Annotated in this window: 14 protein-coding genes; 13 read left to right on the forward strand and 1 reads right to left on the reverse strand. The window is 46.2% G+C overall.

Annotated features, from left to right (window positions below):
* The first annotated feature begins 21 nt into the window (after positions 1-21).
* The 13 genes from mfd to hisS all read left to right on the forward strand — a co-directional run bounded on the left by mfd (position 22) and on the right by hisS (position 15,081).
* The gene (gene mfd / locus ACVS9P_RS00565; protein ID WP_452103711.1) at positions 22-3,486 is read left to right on the forward strand and encodes a transcription-repair coupling factor; all 3,465 of its coding nucleotides are present in this window, start codon (positions 22-24) and stop codon (positions 3,484-3,486) included.
* Between the two features lie 145 nt (positions 3,487-3,631).
* The gene (locus tag ACVS9P_RS00570) at positions 3,632-4,138 is read left to right on the forward strand and encodes a cell division protein ZapA (RefSeq protein WP_452103712.1); all 507 of its coding nucleotides are present in this window, start codon (positions 3,632-3,634) and stop codon (positions 4,136-4,138) included.
* The gene (locus ACVS9P_RS00575; RefSeq protein ID WP_452103713.1) at positions 4,125-6,197 is read left to right on the forward strand and encodes a DUF3656 domain-containing U32 family peptidase; all 2,073 of its coding nucleotides are present in this window, start codon (positions 4,125-4,127) and stop codon (positions 6,195-6,197) included. Before ACVS9P_RS00570 ends, ACVS9P_RS00575 begins: the two co-directional genes overlap by 14 nt.
* Complete coding sequence (dut, locus tag ACVS9P_RS00580; protein WP_452103714.1) at positions 6,194-6,634, forward strand: dUTP diphosphatase; 441 nt, start codon at positions 6,194-6,196, stop codon at positions 6,632-6,634. Before ACVS9P_RS00575 ends, dut begins: the two co-directional genes overlap by 4 nt.
* 53 nt (positions 6,635-6,687) lie before the next feature.
* Entirely contained in the window at positions 6,688-6,954 is a 267-nt protein-coding gene (locus ACVS9P_RS00585) for a DUF4321 domain-containing protein (protein WP_452103715.1), read from the forward strand.
* A gap of 127 nt (positions 6,955-7,081) precedes the next feature.
* Positions 7,082-7,648 (forward strand): Maf family protein, encoded by a 567-nt coding sequence (locus ACVS9P_RS00590; protein ID WP_452103716.1) that lies wholly within the window; start codon positions 7,082-7,084, stop codon positions 7,646-7,648.
* Between the two features lie 27 nt (positions 7,649-7,675).
* Positions 7,676-8,722, forward strand: a complete 1,047-nt coding sequence (locus tag ACVS9P_RS00595; RefSeq protein WP_452103717.1) for a rod shape-determining protein — start codon at positions 7,676-7,678, stop codon at positions 8,720-8,722.
* A 100-nt stretch (positions 8,723-8,822) separates the two neighbouring features.
* Positions 8,823-9,716: a rod shape-determining protein MreC gene (mreC, locus tag ACVS9P_RS00600; RefSeq protein WP_452103718.1), complete on the forward strand. Its 894-nt coding sequence runs from the start codon at positions 8,823-8,825 to the stop codon at positions 9,714-9,716.
* Complete coding sequence (gene mreD, locus ACVS9P_RS00605; RefSeq protein ID WP_452103719.1) at positions 9,713-10,228, forward strand: rod shape-determining protein MreD; 516 nt, start codon at positions 9,713-9,715, stop codon at positions 10,226-10,228. Before mreC ends, mreD begins: the two co-directional genes overlap by 4 nt.
* Before the next feature lie 35 nt (positions 10,229-10,263).
* A complete protein-coding gene (locus ACVS9P_RS00610; RefSeq protein ID WP_452103720.1) occupies positions 10,264-12,267 on the forward strand; it encodes a penicillin-binding transpeptidase domain-containing protein in 2,004 nt (667 codons plus the stop codon).
* Between the two features lie 144 nt (positions 12,268-12,411).
* Positions 12,412-13,155, forward strand: a complete 744-nt coding sequence (locus ACVS9P_RS00615; protein ID WP_452103721.1) for a nucleotide-binding protein — start codon at positions 12,412-12,414, stop codon at positions 13,153-13,155.
* A gap of 40 nt (positions 13,156-13,195) precedes the next feature.
* Positions 13,196-13,600 (forward strand): methylglyoxal synthase, encoded by a 405-nt coding sequence (mgsA, locus tag ACVS9P_RS00620; protein WP_452103722.1) that lies wholly within the window; start codon positions 13,196-13,198, stop codon positions 13,598-13,600.
* A gap of 218 nt (positions 13,601-13,818) precedes the next feature.
* Positions 13,819-15,081 carry a histidine--tRNA ligase gene (gene hisS / locus ACVS9P_RS00625; RefSeq protein WP_452103723.1) on the forward strand — a complete coding sequence of 421 codons (1,263 nt, stop codon included), beginning with the start codon at positions 13,819-13,821 and terminating at the stop codon, positions 15,079-15,081.
* A 103-nt stretch (positions 15,082-15,184) separates the two neighbouring features.
* On the opposite strand, the gene mgtA is transcribed toward hisS, so the two are convergent.
* Positions 15,185-17,848 carry a magnesium-translocating P-type ATPase gene (mgtA, locus tag ACVS9P_RS00630; protein WP_452104651.1) on the reverse strand — a complete coding sequence of 888 codons (2,664 nt, stop codon included), beginning with the start codon at positions 17,846-17,848 and terminating at the stop codon, positions 15,185-15,187.
* Positions 17,849-17,969 lie beyond the last annotated feature (121 nt).

A 17,969-nucleotide genomic window follows, 5' to 3' on the forward strand; every position in this document is an offset into this window, starting at 1 on the left:
TGCAAAACAGGAGCAAATTTTATGAAACTTTTAACCAATGCTTTTCAAAATCTTCCCGAATACACGGCTCTGATAACAGCTTTAAGGGAGAAAAGGACCCCGATTGCCTGTACGGGGCTTACCGGAATTCACAAGGCGGCACTGATTAGTGCCCTCTGTGAACAGAGTGAAAAACCGGCAATCGTCGTTTGCGGAGATGAAAGTGAAGGAAATCGTCTACAGTCCGATTTGGTATCATTGGGGATCGAGACTCTTTTTTATCCTGCAAGAGATTTTACATTTCTCAGCGGAACTGCTTCTCACGAATATGAGCATCAGAGGATCGGGGTGCTTTCTCGCTTTGCAGAAGGTTCCTGTAAGGTTTTGGTCTGCAGCATCGAGGGGGCTTTGCAGCTTACCTTGCCGCCGGAAGTTTTAAAAAATCATACAAAAGAATTTTGTTCCGGAGAGGACGTTTCTCCGGAATCTTTGGAATCTTTGCTTTTGTCCTGCGGATATGAACGGGCAGAACAGGTGGATGGCTCAGGGCAATTTTCCCGCCGCGGCGGAATCCTGGATCTTTATCCGCCGGAGTCTGCTTCTCCGCTGCGAATTGAATTTTGGGGAGACCAAATTGATACCATCTCTCATTTTGATGCGGTTACTCAAAGACGTACGGATTCTGTTGAACGGGTGAAAGTTGTGCCGGCGGTAGAAGCTTTAACCGACCATCCGAAAATTTTTGCGAAAACTCTGCAAAAATTGATGTCGTCTCTGCGCGGAAAAGCAGCGCCAAAACAAAAGGAAGTTTTAAAAGAACAGATTGACGGGCTTTTGAATGGAATCCGACTTTCCTGCATGGATAAATTTCTGCCGATTCTGTATCCGCAGAAAGCAACGCTGCTTTCTTATCTCCCGCAGGATGGCTTTCTCTTTTTAAGCGAGCCGGCGCGGCAAAAGGAGCGGCTGCGCGCGCTTACCACACAGTGGGGAGAAGATTTGAAAGCATATCTCGCAGAAGGAACGCTCTGCCGCACCCTTGACTCATTTTCCATTTCCTATGAAGATCTGCTTTTTAAAGCGGAGAACAGCAGTTCCGTATTCTTGGATGTTTTTGCTCATGGCAGCTATGATGTGCCGCTTCGCGTCCTTTTGAATTTTACAGCGCGTCAGCTGGCGGCTTGGGGCGGCTCTATGGAGCTTTTGCAGGAGGACCTTTCGGCGATGCTTCATCAAGGGGAGGCATGTTTAATCCTAGCGGGTACCGAGCGCAGCGCAAAAACAGTTGCTTCTGATTTGGCAGCACTTAACATGCCGGCTTATTATTCCGAAGAACCAACAGAAGTTCAAAAAAATATGATTACAGTGATGCCGGGAACTCTCTCTGCGGGCATGGAATGGCCCGGGATCGCGTTGGGAATCATCACCCACGGAAAACTGATGCAGGGAAATCGGCAGCGCGTAAGCACCAAAAAAGATCCGAACCGGCAGGCAATCAGTTCTCTTTCAGAGCTTTCAGTAGGGGATTATGTAGTACACGATATCCACGGAATCGGCGTCTTTGACGGAATCCATAAAATTGATACGCATGGAATTGTCAAAGATTATATCAAAATCCGCTATGCTAAAAATGATATTCTCTATGTGCCTGTTACGCAGCTCGATTTGGTGAGCCGATACATCGGGCCCAGAGAGGATTCCACGGTAAAGCTCAGCCGGTTGGGCGGCAGTGATTGGCAAAAAGCCAAGACGCGAGTGCGCAGTGCCGTAAAAGATATGGCAAAAGAGCTGATCAAGCTTTATGCCCAGAGAATGCAGGCCAAAGGGCATGCTTTTTCCAAAGATACCGACTGGCAGCGGGATTTTGAATCCCATTTTGAATTTGATGAGACGCAGGACCAGCTGCGCTGCATTGAAGAAATCAAAGAGGATATGGAACGCCCTATGCCGATGGATCGGCTGCTCTGCGGGGATGTGGGATTCGGAAAGACCGAAGTGGCATTGCGCGCAGCGTTCAAATGTGTTACAGATGGGAAGCAATGCGCCCTTTTGGTGCCGACTACGATCCTTGCGTGGCAGCATTATCAAACGGTGACCAGACGGATGGAAGGGTTCCCTATCACGATAGAACTGCTGTCACGTTTTCGCACATCGAAGCAGCAGGAAGAAATTTTACAGAAATTAAAGCGCGGAGAAGTCGACCTGATTATCGGAACGCATAGATTGATCAGCAAAGATGTAAAATTCCGAGATTTGGGGCTGGTCATTATTGATGAGGAACAGCGTTTTGGTGTCGCACAGAAAGAGAAGCTAAAAAAACTTTGCAACAATGTCGATGTGCTGACCCTTTCGGCAACGCCGATTCCCCGTACCCTCAATATGGCGATGTCTGGAATACGGGATATGAGTGTGATCGAAGAAGCCCCTCATGACCGTCACCCGGTACAGACTTATGTGATGGAATATGATGCGGGAGTACTCGGAGAAGCGGTGCGCCGGGAGCTTCGCCGCGGCGGGCAGGTTTATTGGCTGCATAATGACGTGGCTTCAATCACTCGGGTGGCAGCTTCTTTAAAGCAGCGGATCCCCGAAGCTAGAATTGGGATCGGGCACGGAAAGATGAGTGAGCAGGAGCTTTCGGAGCAATGGCGTCAACTGATTGACCATGAAATTGATGTGTTGGTCTGCACAACCATTATTGAGACCGGTGTAGATGTGCCGAATGTCAATACCCTGATTATTGATAATGCAGATCGAATGGGGCTTTCGCAGCTGCACCAGATTCGCGGCAGAGTCGGAAGATCAAATAGGCGCGCCTATGCTTATCTGACCTTCCGGAAAAATAAAGTTCTCTCAGAGATTGCGCAGAAGCGGCTTTCGGCCATTCGGGAATTTACAGAATTTGGTTCCGGATTTAAAATTGCCATGCGGGATCTGGAAATTCGCGGAGCGGGCTCCATTCTTGGCGGAGAACAGCATGGGCATATGGAAGCGGTAGGCTATGATATGTATTTAAAGCTGCTTTCGGACGCAATCGCGGCTGAAAAGGGAGAAGCACCTCAGACAGACGAAGAATGCGTGGTCGATTTGCAGGTGGAGGCACATATCCCGGAAAGCTATATCGAAAGTCTTTCCGGCAGATTGGAAATGTACCGCCGCATTGCGGATATCCGCAGTGAGGAGGACGCGATGGATGTGACGGACGAGTTGATCGACCGTTACGGGGATGCGCCAAAGAGTGTCGGCGGATTGATACAAGTGGCACTTTTGCGCAATCAAGCAGGAAAAATGGGCTTTTCGGAGATTAAACAACAAAATGGCAGCTTGTATTTTTACAGCAAAACGCTCAATATGAAGTGGATCGGAGAAATCTCTGATCTCTTTAAGGGAAGAGTGCTGGTTGGTGCCGGCGAAAAGCCGTATGTCAGCTTGAAATTGCAGCCCGGAGACGAAATTCTGGAGGTCCTTAAAAAGGCCCTTTTTGCAGAGAAAAAAACAGAAAATTGAAATTCATGCAGACTAGACGGAGGGAACGATCCGTGATACAATTAAACCATCCGTAGGCAGTGAAAATCTGATTTTTCTGCAAATCTTTTTGTAAGGATTTTTTCTTTGCAAAGGAGTAGGATTTTTGGGAAAGGAGAGCCTTCTCATGAGCAAAAACAGTGTCCGGTTAAATATTTGCGGAATTGAATGTGTGGTTGGAGCGATGGACAGCGAAACCTATGTAAAAGGAATCGCAAAGGAAGTTGCCGATACGATCGAACATCTTTCGCAAGAAAATGAACACGCTTCCGCAACGGTAACCGCAACGGTGGCGGCGCTTTCGTACTGTGATGACTATAAAAAAGCTGCGGCTGATGCAGAAAAGCTGCGCGCTCAGATTAAGGACTATCTGGCAGATACTTCCCGTGCCCGCCTAGAAGCGGAAGAAGCTCAAAAAGAGATTGGACGGCTGAAAAAAGAGGTTGCATCTCTGCGCGCCCGTTTGGGCGAAAAACCGATTGACCAGCCCGCTCCTCGAGCCAATGCCCCGATTCAGCGAACCGGGGCCTATACAAAGACAAATGAGGAGACACCGGAGCAGGAAGGCTTTGTAAACCTGTTCCAAAAAACAGACTCTAAAGATAGTAAAGAGGACAAGCATGATAAAACCTGAGGTTCTTGCACCCGCCGGAAAAATGGAAACCCTGATTGCCGCAGTACGAGGCGGCGCCGATGCGGTATATCTTGGTGCGCAGAGCTTTTCTGCGCGGGCAGGCGCTCAGAATTTTACAAAAGATGAACTCTCAGAAGCGGTTAAACTTTGTCATCAGCGAGGAGTACGAGTTCATTTAACCGTCAATACATTGCTACAGGAAGAAGAATTGCCGCAGGCGCTGGAACTTGTGGAGTTTGCTTGCTCTTTGCCGGTAGATGCCGTTTTGGTGCAGGATTTGGGGCTTCTTTATCTTCTTAGAAGATGCTGTCCCAATTTGCCGCTTCATGCGAGTACGCAGATGAGTATCCATACTCCCGCGGGAGTCCGATTCTGTAAAAAGATTGGATTTGAGCGAGTGGTGCTCTCGAGAGAAATGAGCCTTTCGGAAATTGTCGCCTGTAAAAAAGAAAATCCGCAGATCGATCTGGAGGCATTTGTGCATGGTGCCCTGTGCATGAGTGTTTCCGGACAGTGCTATTTCAGTGCCATGCTTGGTTCCCGCAGCGGAAACCGAGGACAGTGCGCACAAACCTGCCGGCTGCCGTTTTCTGCACCGGGTGGAACCGGACACGATTTGAGTTTAAAAGATCTTTCCATGATTTCGCGGGTCTCTGATTTAACAAAAGCCGGTGTGATGAGCCTTAAAATAGAAGGACGCATGAAGCGCCCTGAATATGTTGCGGCCTCTTCCCGTGCCTGCCGATTGGCAGCAGACGGAGAGAAAATTCCGCAGGAGCTCCAAACTGATTTGGAGCAGGTCTTTTCGAGAGGTGGTTTTACAACCGGATTTCCGGATGGCAGGCGTGACCGTTCCATGTTCGGAACAAGGCAGCCGGAAGATTCCCAAAAAGCAAAGGCAGTTTTTCCAGAACTGCATGAGCTTTATAAAGGGGAATATCCGCGCGTGCCGGTTTCTTTTTCTCTTCAAATCAAGAAGAACTTTCCGATGACTCTTTTAGCAGAGGATGAAAATGGGCATCGGGCAAAAGTGGATGGGCCTATCCCGGAAGATGCAAAGATAAAAGCAATTTCTGAAGAACGCTGCAAAGAGCAGCTTTGTAAAACGGGCGGTTCCCCCTTCTTTGTTAAAAAGATTTCCACCGAGATTGAGGATGGCCTTTCCGTCCCAATGAAAGAGCTCAATGCTTTGCGGCGGCAAACCCTTGAAATTTTACTTGATGAGAGAGCGGATGTTCCTAAAATTCCGTTTGAATATAGATTTCCTCAAAAAACGCCCCATCACGCGGAAAAGGTTTCTTTTCGGGCACATTTTCCGACCGGTGAAGTTCCGCAGGAAGCAGATTGCTGTGAATTGATCTATGTTCCGTGCGGTGTGCCGCAGGAGACACTTACTGCTCTGCAAAAACGGGGCTTTCGAGTGGGGATTGAGCTTCCCCGGGGAATGTTCGGGATCGAAGAACAGTTGAGAAAAGAATTACAGAAAGCGAAAGAAATCGGAATTCCGGATGTCTTTGCGGGAACACTCAATGCAGTGGCATTGGCACAAGAAGAAGGAATGAGAATTCACGGCGGATATTCGCTGAATGTTTTTAATACACAAGCACTCAACTTTTTGGAAGAAGAGGGGCTCTGCGATACGGAATTGAGCTTTGAGCTTTCTTTGCAGCAGGCATGCAGCTTAGGGGGACAACTTCCCCGGGGAACGATGGTTTACGGACGGCAGCCACTGATGCTGACTCGGTGCTGCCCAATCGCAAACGGCGGCTGTCCGGGAAGAAAAAATCCGTGGGGTGGCTGCGGAAACCCGCGGACACTTGTTGACCGCAAAGAAATCGAGTTTCCGGTCAGCTGTGTAGGAGCATGCAGTGAAGTTTATAATTCGGTCCCGCTTTCGCTTCTTGGCAGGCAAAAAGAGCTTTCCAATTTGGATTTTGTTTCTGTACGTTTTACAACGGAAACTTTAGAGGAAGAATGCAACATTTTGGCGCATTTAAAAGAGGATAAGCCGATTTTGGGTGCGCTGACCCGTGGATTATCTTATCGAGGTGTTTTATGAAACTGGTATTTAAAAAATTAAACGAACAGGCGATCTTGCCTACCAGAGGAACCAAAGATTCTGCAGGGCTGGATCTTTATGCCTGTATGGAAGAACCGGTCACGATTGCGCCGGGAGCGCTTTGCCGGATTTCTACAGGTGTAGCGGTAGCTTTGCCGGAAAATAGTGTTGGTTTGATCTGCGGGCGCAGCGGATTAGGCGTTCGTCATGGGATTACCCCCTCCAACAGTGTTGGTGTCATTGATTCCGACTATCGCGGAGAGCTGATCGTCGGGCTTTGTAATGTTGGCAGCGAGCCGTGGACCATCGCACCGAATGAGCGCTTTGCACAGCTTTTAGTGCTCCCGGTTTTGATGCTCGAGCCGGAATTTAGAGAGAAACTAGACGAGACCGTCCGCGGAGATCATGGGTTTGGTTCTACGGGAACTTCTGTCTGAAAATACGGTTTTGGCAGATTTTAATCATATTTTAAGGAGTTCCATCATTTGTTATGAAGAAAAAATTATTACGCACAATCCTTTTGATAGTGATATTGCTTTTGGCGATCGTACTCGGAAAAGTCGGCGGAGATTCAGCACTTGCCATTCCGTGGATTTCCTTTCTTGGGGCCGGAGCCAGCTTTGGATTGGAACCGACGGTTGTTGATCTTTATGTTTTAAAGTTTACCTTTGGACTTACCGTCAACATTAATGTTTTACAGGCAATTTTGATTTTGGTTGGAATTCTTGTTTACTCGCATATTAAGATTCGAGAATAAAGAATAAAATAGAAAGATAAAATAGAAAATATTCGACCGGATTTTCGATTTTTATCATTTAGAATAAAAACGAATTGTAAAGGAAAAAATTCTTTTTACAATTTCATCCTGAAAGGAGTACTTTTTGATGTTCATACTGGCCTCTTCTTCTCCAAGACGTTCTGATTTACTGCATCAGGCAGGCTATGATTTTGAGGTAGTCCCCGCGCAGGTAAATGAAGCCTGCCCGCATGGCACCCCTCCTATGCAGCGGGTGGAACAACTGGCACGCCGAAAAGCGATCGCAGTTGCGAAACAGCATCCTGGAGATGTAGTCCTTGCTGCAGATACGCTGGTGGCTTTTAAAGGAAGAATTCTCGGGAAGCCCCAAACCCCCGAAATGGCAAAAAAGATGCTCGAGCTGCTTTCCGGGCAGGTGCATCAGGTCTATACGGGGTTTTGCTTGGTTGCAAACAACGAGATTTATGAAGATAAAGATTGTACGAGTGTGGAATTTTATCGGATTGAACCGGAAGAAATCGAAGCTTATGTCGCTTCGGGCGAGCCCATGGATAAAGCAGGCGGATATGGAATTCAGGGGCGCGGCGCCGTTTTTGTCAAACGAATTGATGGAAGTTTTACCAGTGTGGTTGGACTTCCGCTTGGAAAAATTCATAGGATTCTGAAAAAGGTTGGAATCCATCCGGAAAAGTAGGATAAGGGAAAGGAGCTTCACGAAATTATGCGCTTGAAAAATATTGCGATTGATCTTGGTACGGTCAATACGCTTGTTTATGGAAAAGGCAAGGGAATTATATTAAGAGAGCCGTCGGTTGTTGCAGTTGACGTCGAAAGCGACGTTGTGCTGGCAGTCGGAGAAAAAGCACGGGAAATGATCGGCCGTACACCGGATACCATTGAGGCTGTCTGTCCGCTTCATGACGGCGTCATCGCGGATTTTGACATTACCGCGACCATGCTTAAACATTTTATTCAGGAAACTTTGGGGAAGCCTTCTCATTTTTCCAAGCCTAAAATCGTGATTTGTGTGCCTTCCGGCGTTACCGGGGTAGAGCGCCGTGCAGTGGAAGATGCGATGGCGGATGCCGGTGTGCGTCAGGTAGAAATTATGACGGAACCGATGGCTGCTGCGATGGGTGCAGGGCTGCCGGTGATGGACCCGATCGGTTCTATGGTAGTGGATATCGGCGGTGGGACAAGTGAAGTTGCGGTGATTTCTCTTGGAGATATTGTTACAAGTACCAGTGTTCGAGTAGCAGGAAATAAATTTGATGAATCCATTAGCCAATATGTTAAAAATAAATATAATCTTTTGATTGGCGAGCGTACAGCGGAAGAATTAAAATTGCAGATCGGTTCGGCCTATCCTACGGAGGAATCAAATGGCCTTTCGCTGAAGGTCAAAGGGAGAAATCTTGCGGATGGTCTGCCCGCTTATATCACGATTACAGCTCCTGAAATTCGCGAGGCAATCTCTGACCCGCTCTCTGAGATTATTGATGCGGTTCGCAATACGCTGCAGAAAACGGAACCGGAGCTTGCGGCAGATGTCATTGACCATGGAATCACACTTACAGGCGGCGGCGCACTGCTGCGGGGGATCGACGAATTAATCAAAACAGAGACTTCCCTGCCGGTTCGGATTGCGGATGCCCCTTTGGATTGTGTGGCGCTGGGTGCAGGAATGCGTTTGCAGGGAATTGAGCAGGCAGGACGGCAGGAGCAGCCGGAGCCGAAGAAAAGTGAGCCGAATGATTCGAAAGAATGAAAATTCGAAAAAGCAGAAAGATTTCGGACAAACAAGGATCCGCTGATCTTTTCTGCTTTTCTTTTTCCGACTTTTATGATGAAAAAAGGAGGCGGCGGAGTTGAAAAAAGGATCTCATAAAAAGAGTCTCGGAAAACTTCTAATGGTATGTGTTTTAATGGGCTGTTTGATGCTCTCTACCGCCGCGTTTAGTTCCAGCGGTTTTGGAGGAGCTGTCAATTTGCTTTTGATGCCCATGCAGCGGGTCAGTGCTGCTTTGTCGGAGCAGATTACTGCAAATGCAGAGGAAACAGGAGCCTCAAAAGAAGATCTTCTCAGCGAAAATGAAGACCTTAAGGCGCAGATCAATGATTTGAACCGTCAGCTTATCAATTATGATACGCTCAAAAGAGAGAACGAAGAATATAAAAAATATCTGGGGCTTAAAGAAGAAAATCAGGATTATCAGCTTTTGGCGGCAGAAGTGATTGCAAAAGATCCGGATGATCTCTATGGAAGCATCACGATTGATCAGGGGTCTAGAGACGGCGTTTCAAAAAATGACCCGGTCATAACAGATGCAGGGCTTCTCGGTTGGGTGAGCGAGGTGTTCCCCACTTCCAGCCGTGTGACAACGCTGTTCCATGCGGATGCAAAATTTGGCGCCCGTGACAGCCAAACGCAGGAAACAGGAATTATGAGCTGTACGGTCCAATCGGCAGACGAAGGATATCTTCGAATGAATTATCTGGATTCCACCACAAAGGTGCAGGAGGGCGACTTGGTTGTTACCAGCGGCCTTGCAGTAGAGAGCGGATTCGGCGGGCTTTTCCCCAGAAATCTGACGGTGGGAACAGTGAAGTCTGTCAGCCGAAGTGAATCAGACGCCTCCCTTTATGCACTTGTACAGCCTGCGGTAGATTTGAAAAACCCAAAAGATGTGATGGTGGTCACCAATTTTGCAGGAAAAAGTGCAGCCGGTGAAGATACAGCTTCCTCAGGGGGGAACTCATGAGGCGGGCGGGCATTTTGCGGGGGATGGCTTATGGTGCCGAATTTTTGCTATTGTATTTGCTGCAGCAGGTTCCAGGACTTTTTCCGGAAATATCTCATTCCCTGCCGATACTTCTGATTCCGGCAGTGGTTACAGTAGCTTTCTTTGAAAAGGAAGTGCCTGCGATGGTCTGCGGCCTTTTTTGCGGATTGCTGATGGATTTTGGCAGCGGCAGTTTTTTGGGAGCAAAAGCCTTAGAGATCGCGATTGGCGGATATTGCGTGAGCTTTCTCGCCAGTGAATTTTTAAAGACAAACCTTTTGAGCGCTGTCGTTTCCACTTTGGTACTGGGAGGGATCTTGGCCCTTTTACAGTGGATTTTTACCGCTCTCTTTCCGGGAAGTTCAGAGAGCGGGTATCTGCTACTTTACCATCTTTTGCCGCGGACTCTTTATACGGCGGTATTTGCAGTGCCTCTTTATTATCTGAATCGGTTTTTAGCGACAAGGCTGAGAGCGCCGGCTGATACTTAATAAAATAAAAAATTTCGGAAAGGAAGTGGGATCACTTGAGGTTGTGGAAAAAACAGTTGTCCAGAAAAAAAGTTTGCATGGGACTTCTTCTTTTAGCCTGCGGTATTTTTGCCGTTCGGTTGATACAGTGGCAGTTTGTGGATGGACAAGAGCTTTCGGCCCTTGCGGAACAGTCGGTCAGCACAACACAAACGATTCCCACTGCCCGGGGAGAAATTGTGGATATTAATGGGGTCGGGCTGGCAACCAATCAAATTTCTTACGAAATCCGGTTTAATTTGGGAGAAATGTCGGCGGCGTCGATTAATAAAATTACAGGAAAACTGATTTCACTTTTAAAAATGCGCGGAGAATCATGGAATGATACTTTGCCCATTTTATATCAAAACGGGGAATACGAGTTTCAAGCAGGTGCGGAAGATGAACTTACATATTTAAAATCCGATCAGTTCTTGAAAGTAGGACAAGATGCCGATCCGCAAACTTGTATTGACGCACTTTCAAAACGATATTTCGCGGGGAGCGGAAATGATGCTTCAGAGTATACTCCTGAGCAGTTGCGCGATATCTTGTCGGTGCGTTACGGAATGACAATGAGCGGATTTTCTCTGGGGGTTCCATATATTTTTTCCAGCAAGGTCAGTCAGGAAACGGTAGCGATCATCAGCGAAAACAGCGATGATTTGCCAGGTGTATCTACACAGATCACGTCGGTCCGGAAATATCCGGAGCCAACTTTGATGCCCCATATTTTAGGCAATCTGGGGGCACTTTCTGAGAAGCAGTATGAGTCTTTAAAATCAGAAGGATACACGCTGAATGATACAATCGGAAAATTTGGAATCGAGGCTGCGATGGAGTCTACACTGCGGGGCTCTGCAGGAGAAAAGAAAATTGAGTATAATAGCAACGGAGAAGTTCAGCAGGAGACTGTGACCAAAGAGCCACAAGCGGGAAATACCGTATTTCTTACCGTTGATTCTAAAGTGCAGAAAGCTGCCGCCGATTCACTCGCAAAAAATGTACAGGCAGCGCATGCCACGGCCAAAGACTGTGTCGGCGGCGGAGTGGTAGCATTGAGAGTTTCTGATTTTTCGGTGCTGGCTGCTGCAAGCTATCCGACTTATGATCTTTCTCAATACAGCAAATCTTCTTATTTTGATTCCCTTTTAAAAGATGCTACCAATCCGCAGGTCGATAGGGCTTTCGGAAGCGCGTTTACCCCCGGTTCTATCTTTAAACCGTGCGTTGCACTGGCAGCTTTGCAGGAAGGTGCCATTACGGATACAACGAAAATTGTCTGCAATCATGTTTATGATCGTTTTAAACCGAGTTTGATTATAACCTGTATGGGTTGGCATGGTCCTATGGATGTTCGTTCTGCCTTGGCACAGTCCTGCAATGTGTTTTTCTGCGAGACCGGCTATCGCTTGGGTATTACAAGCATGGATCTATATGCGAAAAAATTGGGACTCGGAGTAAAAACCGGAGTGGAGATCGATGAGACGGAGGGAACGCTTGCCGGCCCGGAATCCAGAACTGCTGCGGGTGGAACCTGGTATGACGGCGATACCGTGCAGGCGGCGATTGGGCAGAGTGACAATCAGTTTTCTCCCGCTCAACTTGCCGATTATGTTGCAACGATTGCAAATAATGGAACTCGAAAAAAAGTGCATTTGGTTGATCACGTAACCGATTATAGCCGTCAGAATACGGTTTCTTCAACAGAAGGAGAGACACTTGTTGATAACTCTGATTATAGTTATCTTTCTGCGGAAAATCTGAAGACAGTACAGGAAGGAATGAGAGAAGTTGTGACCTCCGGTACTGCAAGAACACTCTTTTCTAATTATAAAATTGCGATTGCCGCAAAAACCGGAACGGCAGAAACAAACGGCAGCGATAATGTTACGTTTATCGCCTATGCGCCTTATGATAATCCTCAAATCGCTGTGGCGGTGGTGTTGCCGCATGGCGCAACAGGCAGTTATGCTCAAAATATCGCAAAAGATATTTTTGACGCATACTTTCAATCATAAATTTGTTAAAAAAAGTCTGGAGACAGAATTAAAAACAGTTATTTTGACTGTATTTTAGCTTGTATTAACAAATATCTGTTGATTTTAGATAAAAAAATTGACTATTTAAGAGTCTTGTGATACTATGAAAATGAGGTTTTTAATATGGGAGCAGTAACAGTTATTACATCGGGAAAAGGTGGCGCAGGGAAATCCACCACAACAGCGCATGTTGGTCTGGCATTGGCAGCAAGAGGGCGTCGGGTGCTTCTGGTTGATTGTGATGCAGGGCTGGGATGCCTTGATTTGCTTCTCAATATTGCACAGGAGCAGGTCTTTGATCTTTCCGATGTGGTTTCCGGTACTGCTACACCTGCACAAGCGATCTATCCCAGCTCTTATCAGGATGGTCTTTATTTGATGCCGGCTCCATTTCGGGAAGAAGACTTAGTTAGCCCTGAAATCATGAGGGAGCTGATCGGTGCAATCGCATGTTATTTTGATGATGTGCTGATTGACTGCCCTGCAGGGATCGGGGCAGGTTTTCGCAGTGCTGTTTCGGCAGCAGACAGAGCCTTAGTAGTCAGTACACCGGATAAAGTTTGCACATTGGCTTCTTTTAAAACCCGTGAGCAGCTTTTAGAAGCAGGCATAACGGAACAAAGGCTTGTGATCAATCGGTTTTCATCTTCTTTTTTCCGAAAATCGGGATTTTTTACCGATGTAGATGATATGATTGACCAGACTGGAATCCAGCTGATTGCAGTCATTCCGGAAGATGTGGAGCTTCGTGCAGCAGCGGTGCGGAAATTGCCTCCGCAGAAATGCCCTGCAGCGTTAGCTTTTGCTCGACTTGCCATGCGGCTAGAGGGACATGAGGTTCCGCTGCCGCCTTTGCAAAAGTTTTAAAAGTATCGAAAAAAATAATGATATAGGAGAGTGTTTAAAAATGAATATTGCATTGATCGCACACGATGCAAAAAAAGAATTGATGGTTCAGTTTTGTATTGCATACTGCGGGATTTTAAGCCGTAACGATTTATGTGCTACCGGCACGACAGGAAAGCTGGTCAGCGATGCGACCGGCCTTAAAATACAACGTTTTTTAAGCGGAAGTCAGGGTGGAGATCAGCAGATTTCTGCTCGAATTGCCTGCAATGAAGTGGATATGCTGTTGTTTTTTAGAGATCCGCTCTCTGCAAAGCCACATGAACCCAACGATAATAATATGCTTCGTCTCTGTGATACTCATAATATTCCGGTCGCTACGAATATTGCAACGGCGGAAGTTTTGATTCATGGTTTGGAGCGCGGCGATTTGGATTGGCGCAATATTGTAAATCCTTCCCACTGATTTTATCAGTGGGTCTCTTTGTGCGAATCATTAAAAAAGTCCCGCCTTTGCCGTATCTCTCCGGCAGGGCGGGATTTCTGCTTTTCTTTTAGAGAAAAGTAGTTTTCGGAGCGGTCAATTTATGGTATAATAAAAAATAACATTTTTATTTGAGATCAAGGCCCAAGAGCTCGGATAGCTTTTGATGGCTTTTGAAATGATTCAGGAGGAAAATTCTTATGGAACTGATTACGCAGGTACCTCGCGGAACAGAAGATATCTTGCCGGGCCAGAGCGAAAAATGGCAGATCGTAGAATCGGTTGCACGAAACGAAGCCGAAAAGAATGGATTTTCGGAGATTCGCACACCGGTTTTTGAACATACAGAACTTTTTTTGCGCAGTGTTGGGGAAACTACCGATGTGGTACAAAAAGAGATGTATACATTTAAAGATAAAGGCAACCGCAGCATTACCCTTCGCCCGGAGGGAACAGCTGGTGCGGTGCGTGCTTTTTTGCAGCATGGCTTGCTTTCTGCCGGAATGCCGCAAAAGTTTTATTATCTGACCAGCTGTTATCGCTATGAAAAAGCGCAGAAAGGCAGACTGCGGGAATTTCATCAGTTTGGGATCGAGATGTTTGGTTCCAATTCCCCACTTTCGGATGCCGAAGTGATCGGTGTGGGATATTCTGTTTTGCAAAGACTCGGAATTGCCGGCATTTCGCTTGCAATTAATTCCATTGGGTGCCCTACTTGCCGGGCGGCTTATACAAAGGCACTGAAAGAATATTTTTCTGCCCGCAAAGAAGAACTATGCGAAACCTGTTTGTCTCGTCTTGAACGGAATCCTATGCGGATCTTGGACTGCAAAGAGAAAAAATGCCAAGAGATCGCAGCAAATGCGCCAAAGATTTTAGATTTCCTTTGTGAAGATTGCCAGAGACATTTTGATGGCGTAAAGCATGCACTGGAGGCAATGGGGATTTCTTATACCGTTGATCCTTCTATTGTCCGCGGATTAGATTACTATACAAATACCGTCTTTGAATTTCTCTATAAAGGAATGGCGATTTGTGCCGGCGGACGTTATAACGGACTTGTAGAAGAAATGGGAGGAACTCCAACACCTGCATTGGGATTTGGAATGGGACTCGAACGCGTAATCCTTGCGATGGAAGAGCAGAAAGTTGAATTTCCACCCAAAAAACGCTGCGATCTTTTCTTAGCGTCTCTTGGGGATGCAGCGCGGGAGAAGTCATTCCTTCTGGCACAGAAGTGCAAGGAATCCGGCCTTTATGCAGAATTTGATGAGATTGGGCGCGGGCTCAAGGCACAGATGAAGTATGCCGATAAAATTGGGGCACGGTTCAGTCTGGTTTTAGGCGATAATGAGATCGAGAGCGGCCGGGTCATGATTAAGAATATGGCGAACGGAGAAAAGACGGAAGTTTCTCTGGGAGATGAGTTCTTAAAAGAATTCTGTGTCTTAGAAAACAGCTGATTGTATCGACGGAAATATCGTTAAATTTGTTTTTATTGATCTAATTTGATTATAAGAAAGCCCACGCGAAATTCGCGTGGGCTTTCTTATTCTGAAATATACCTTAAAGTAGCTCTCCATATCTTTTAATATATAATTTTTTGACAATGGTCGCGAGTATCATATAACCGAGAACAATCGCGGAAAGCCATGCAAAATAAATTGGAGGAAGGGGAGAAAATCCTAAAAATGTTCCCAAAGGAGTACTCACGATCAGTGTTGCCGTTAAAACAGCAAATGCCGTTAGAGACAGCACAGGCGCAGAAGCACGGCTTTGTAGAAATGGAATTTTAGGAGTGCGGATCATATGGACTACCAAAGATTGGCTCCACATGGATTCCACAAACCATCCGGACTGAAAAGTCGAGATATAAAGTAATTTTAAAGAAGGGTCCGTGATCTGCTGGAAGAGCTGCCCGCCGCAGACCATAGGGCAAATGAAAAAATACATGAGAAGATACGTGACAATATCAAATACCGAGCTGGTGGGGCCAATCCAGAGCATGAATTTGCTGATAGAAGAAGCATCCCATTTCCGCGGCTTTTGCAGATATTCCCGATCTACATTATCCCAAGGAATGGCGGTGCAGGAGATATCATAAATCAGATTCAGCAATAATAGCTGAATAGAAGCCATTGGAAGGAAAGGAAGAAACGCACTGGCTGCCAAAACGGAAAACATGTTTCCGAAATTAGAAGAAGCAGTCATTTTGATATACTTTATCATGTTCGCGTATGTTTTTCTTCCCTCGATGATTCCGTCTTCCAAAACCATCAAGTCTTTTTCCAACATAATAACATTCGCAGATTCTTTTGCGATATCTACAGCAGTATCAACAGAAATGCCTACGTCGGCGACTTTCATAGCGGCAGCGTCGTTGATGCCATCGCCCATATATCCGGTGACATGGCCATTATCCCGGAAAATTTGAATCACACGCGCTTTTTGAGTGGGAGACAGCTTTGCAAAGACCATCGTTTTTTCTGCTTTTTGGGCAAGCTCATCGTCCGTCATGTTGTCGAGATCTTCTCCTAGAAGCATACGATTGTCTGGAATTCCTACCTGACGGCAGATGCTGCAGGTGACTTTTTCATTGTCTCCGGTCAGAATTTTAACGGCAACACCATGTTCGTTAAGGGCGCGGATCGCTTTGGCTGTTGTTTTTTTTGGAGGATCTAAAAAGGCAAGAAAGCCGATCAAGACCATGTTGTCTTCGTCTGCTACCGAAAATTCACCGACTGGAGCAGGATTTGTTTTGTGCGCGACTGCAATGACGCGCATGCCCGAAGCGTTTAGTTCGTCAGATTTGGAAATAACAAACGAGCGAACTTCTTTTGTCAGCGGCTCCACTGTCCCGTGAAGCTCGGCATAAGAACAGCATTTGAGCATTTCTTCAATGGCACCTTTTGTAATCATTTGCGTTTTGCCGCTTTTATCCGAGACCACAACGCTCATTCTACGACGATTAAAGTCAAATGGAATTTCATCCACTTTCCGATAGTCTTTTTCGATGGGGACAGGCTCTAATTCATTCTGCTTGGAGATAATTGCAAGATCGATCAGATTTTTGAGCCCTGTTTGAAAATAGCTGTTTAAAAAAGCATGGCGCAGTACGCGGGAATCTTCATTGCCCTCAACATCCAGATGGGACTCTAAAATCACACGATCCTGTGTGAGAGTTCCGGTTTTGTCGGTGCAGAGCAAATCGATAGAGCCTAAATTCTGGATGGAATTCAGACTTTTGATGATTACTTTTTTTTGACTCATTGCGACAGCACCTTTTGCAAGGCAGGTAGTCACAATCATGGGCAGCATTTCCGGTGTAAGACCTACAGCAACGGAAATTGCGAATAAAAATGCTTTAAGCCAGTCGCCCTTTGTAAATCCATTAATGAAAAGGACAATCGGTACCATAACCAGCATAAACCGAAGAAGAACCCATGAAACAGAGTTGACCCCTTTTTCAAAACTGGTTTTTGGTGGTTTTTCCGTCAGACTTTTTGCAATGCGACCAAGCATGGTATCATTCCCGGTAGCAATTACAACAGCTTTGGCGCTTCCGCCGATCACGGTGCTTCCCATAAAAGCAAGGTTCGAAATTTCTGTCAAGGAGTTCTGTTCACTTACAGGAGCTCCATATTTTTCAACTGGCTGGCTTTCCCCGGTTAGGGCGGATTGGCTGATAAACAAGTCTTTTGCTGAGAGAATCCGCAGATCGGCTGGAATCATATCACCGGCGGAAAGGTAAACGAAATCGCCGACCACCACATCTTCCAGGGGGATTTCCTGTTTGCCGGATTCCTGCCGCTCGACGCAAGTCGTTGTATGGATCATTTTGGAAAGGCTTGCAGCTGCGTTTCCACTTTTAGTTTCCTGAATAAAGCGCAGGACTCCAGAAATCATTACCATCGTTACGATAATAATGACGGTTGTATAATTTTGTTCACTGGGTTCTGTAAAAAGAATATCAGTAAACACCGAGATAATGGCAAGCGCAAACAAAATCGCTGTAAAAGGATTGATAAAAGCGCTGCAAATTCTTTTAAAAAGAGATTGTTTCTTTTTATGCATGACGATGTTGCTGCCAAAAGATTTTCTTGCGGATTCAACCTCTTCGTCGTTTAATCCATTAGTCCCGGTACCAAGCGTTTGCAGGACTTCTGCTTCATCGTGAGTCGAAGCAAATAAAAGACGATTTTTAACTTCTGTACTACACGAATCTGCCATGGAAAGACTTTTTTTGGTTAAAACTGTTTTTGAATTTTTTTTCATCGCTCGTACCTCCATTTCTTTAGATTGGCATGTGCTAAAAGGAGGAAGTATGGCACTTTTTATAAGACGGAGGACT

This window comes from Caproicibacterium sp. NSD3 (genome assembly GCF_053613275.1).

Bases quoted from the DNA above. Each gene is read 5' to 3' on its own strand.
- mgsA (WP_452103722.1), top strand. From the start codon at position 13,196: ATGAATATTGCATTGATCGCACACGATGCAAAAAAAGAATTGATGGTT.
- ACVS9P_RS00570 (WP_452103712.1), top strand. From the start codon at position 3,632: ATGAGCAAAAACAGTGTCCGGTTAAATATTTGCGGAATTGAATGTGTG.
- mreD (WP_452103719.1), top strand. From the start codon at position 9,713: ATGAGGCGGGCGGGCATTTTGCGGGGGATGGCTTATGGTGCCGAATTT.
- mfd (WP_452103711.1), top strand. From the start codon at position 22: ATGAAACTTTTAACCAATGCTTTTCAAAATCTTCCCGAATACACGGCT.
- ACVS9P_RS00615 (WP_452103721.1), top strand. From the start codon at position 12,412: ATGGGAGCAGTAACAGTTATTACATCGGGAAAAGGTGGCGCAGGGAAA.
- dut (WP_452103714.1), top strand. From the start codon at position 6,194: ATGAAACTGGTATTTAAAAAATTAAACGAACAGGCGATCTTGCCTACC.
- ACVS9P_RS00575 (WP_452103713.1), top strand. From the start codon at position 4,125: ATGATAAAACCTGAGGTTCTTGCACCCGCCGGAAAAATGGAAACCCTG.
- ACVS9P_RS00585 (WP_452103715.1), top strand. From the start codon at position 6,688: ATGAAGAAAAAATTATTACGCACAATCCTTTTGATAGTGATATTGCTT.
- ACVS9P_RS00590 (WP_452103716.1), top strand. From the start codon at position 7,082: ATGTTCATACTGGCCTCTTCTTCTCCAAGACGTTCTGATTTACTGCAT.
- hisS (WP_452103723.1), top strand. From the start codon at position 13,819: ATGGAACTGATTACGCAGGTACCTCGCGGAACAGAAGATATCTTGCCG.
- ACVS9P_RS00595 (WP_452103717.1), top strand. From the start codon at position 7,676: ATGCGCTTGAAAAATATTGCGATTGATCTTGGTACGGTCAATACGCTT.
- mgtA (WP_452104651.1), bottom strand. From the start codon at position 17,848: ATGGCAGATTCGTGTAGTACAGAAGTTAAAAATCGTCTTTTATTTGCT.